Genomic DNA, 2,211 nt, shown 5'->3' with positions numbered 1-2,211 from the left:
GACGGTCCTCAACGACCTAGACAACTTCGATCCATTCCCTTCCGCCCGATCCGGGATGGCCATCCCGGATCGGGCATCTCTTACTGAACCAAACGGCTTGGAAAGTCATAAGACAAGACGCTCTCGGATGCGATGCAGCGACTGTAAGTCCTGCTGCTCGATCGACTTCACAGGCACGAAGCGCATGGTCGGGCGTGTTGCTGCCTCGTAAATTGCTTCCGCGTCTACCGCGTCGTTCTTCGAGCCGCGCGCGAACGGCTTCACAACGCGCGGGTTGATCAGTCGAACCCGTCGACGGTCACGCGTGAACCAGCGACCCCAATGATGGGCGCTGGCACAGCCCTCCATCCCGATCTTCTCTGGCGCTATCTCGTTCATGGTCTCCAGGAGCTTCGCCCGGCTGACCTTACGCGAAACGAGCACACGATCGGCATCGATCCCGTGCAGGTGAAACGACTGCTTTCCAAGATCGATAGCGAGCAAATCCATTGTCATGCTTTCCTCCTTCAAGTTGGCCACCTAATTGTGCCGCAGAAGAGGGAGGCGTCCATCCCATAACATGAAGACGGCGGTGGACGCGATCTTCATCGGCAGGGATCGCCGCTACAACCGCCGCTTTGCGGAGATGTGCGGGCATTACCTTGTCGAGCCGGAGGCCTGCACGCCGGCGGCCGGCTGGGAGAAGGGGCAAGTCGAGAACCAGGTCGGGCTGGTGCGCAAGCGCTTCTTCACACCGAGGCTGCGCTTCAAGACGTTGGAGGATCTCAACGGCTGGCTGGCCGACAAATGCGTTGCCTATGCCAAGGAGCATCGGCATCCCGAATAGGGCAAGCGCACGATCTGGGACGTATTCGAAGAAGAGCGCGCCAGCTTCATTCCCTATGCGGGTCGCTTCGACGGCTTCCATTGCATTCCCGCGTCGGTGTCGAAGACCTGCACGGTGCGCTTCGACAACAACAAATACTCGGTGCTGTCGAGTGCCGTCGGCCGGCCGGTCGAGATCCATGCTTATGCCGACCGGATCATTATCCGCCAGGACGGTGTGGTCGTGGGCGAGCATGCCCGCTGCTTCGGCCGCAACGAGGTCATCTACGATCCCTGGCACTACGTGCCGGTGCTGGCCCGCAAGCCGGGCGGATTGCGCAACGGCGCGCCGTTCCTTGGCTAGGTCCTGCCGTCGGCAATGGAGAAGGTGCGCCGCAAGCTCAAGGCGGTTGATGACGGCGATCGGCAGATGGTGTCGATCCTCACCTGCGTGCTGACCGATGGATTGAGCGCGGTCGAGGCCGCCTGCCAGGAAGCCATCGAGCACGGCGTCTCGTCGGCGGCGGTGATCCTCAACATCCTGGCCCGCAGCCGCGATCCGGCGCCGGGCACGATCCTTTCCATTCCCCAGGCGCTGAAGCTGGCTCACGAGCCGATCGCCGACTGCGCCCGCTATGACAGTCTCAGGAGGACGAACAGCCATGGAACGCACCGAAGTACTGGAACTGATGGGGGCGCTGAAACTCTTCGGGATGCGCGCGGCCTATGACGAGATCATGGGCGTCGCCATTAAGCGGCAGCACGAACCGCCGAAGATCGTCGGCGATCTGTTGCAGGCCGAGATATCGGAGAAGCAGGCCCGCTCCATCAAGACCAGCTCACCGTCGCCAAGCTTCCGCTGGCCAAGGATATCGAGGACTTCGATTTTGCCGGCACGCCGGTCAACGAGAGCCTGATCCGCGATCTCGCCGCCCGCGCCTTCGTCGCCCATCAGCGCAATGTCCTCCTGGTCGGCGGGACAGGCACCGGCAAGTCGCATCTGGCGATCGCCATTGCCGTCTCCCATCCGCAACGGCGCACGCGGGCGCTTCTTCAACGTTGTCGACCTGTCAACAGGCTCAAGACCGAGACCCGTGCCGGCCGGCAGGGCCGCGTTGCCGATCACCTTACCCGGCTCGACTTCGTCGTCTTCGATGAACTCGGCTATCTTCCCTTCGCCCAGGCCGGCGGGCAGTTGCTCTTCCATCTGGTCTCGAAGCTCTACGAACGCACCAGCGTCATCATCAACACCAATCTCGCCTTCGGGGAATGGCCGAGCGTCTTCGGCGACCCAAGCAACGCAGGATACCCCTGTTGTTGATCGGTTGGTGTCTCATGTCACGGTAGTTGACCGTGGACATGCGCTGTGTGGACAGCGGTTTGAGGTGGCATCACTTCGGTCTGGGC

The 2,211-nt window shown here is 62.0% G+C and carries 1 protein-coding gene and 2 pseudogenes; 2 read left to right on the top strand and 1 reads right to left on the bottom strand.

Annotation, left to right across the window (positions count from 1 at the left end; all coding sequences use genetic code 11):
* Window positions 1-108: 108 nt before the first annotated feature.
* Window positions 109-489 (bottom strand): annotated as a pseudogene (locus tag OHD58_RS30360) (IS110 family transposase); the annotation flags it as partial.
* A gap of 67 nt (window positions 490-556) precedes the next feature.
* Here OHD58_RS30360 and OHD58_RS30355 point away from each other — a divergent pair.
* Window positions 557-1,534: pseudogene (locus OHD58_RS30355) on the top strand (Mu transposase domain-containing protein); the annotation flags it as partial.
* Window positions 1,535-1,609: 75 nt separating this feature from the next.
* Window positions 1,610-2,125 (top strand): ATP-binding protein, encoded by a 516-nt coding sequence (locus tag OHD58_RS30350; RefSeq protein ID WP_412177327.1) that lies wholly within the window; start codon window positions 1,610-1,612, stop codon window positions 2,123-2,125.
* Window positions 2,126-2,211 lie beyond the last annotated feature (86 nt).

The organism is Mesorhizobium sp. ZC-5 (assembly GCF_025753855.1).
Lineage (GTDB): Bacteria > Pseudomonadota > Alphaproteobacteria > Rhizobiales > Rhizobiaceae > Neomesorhizobium.
Note: the sequence above shows the minus strand (reverse complement) of the source record. Positions and strands in the feature narration are given on the sequence as shown.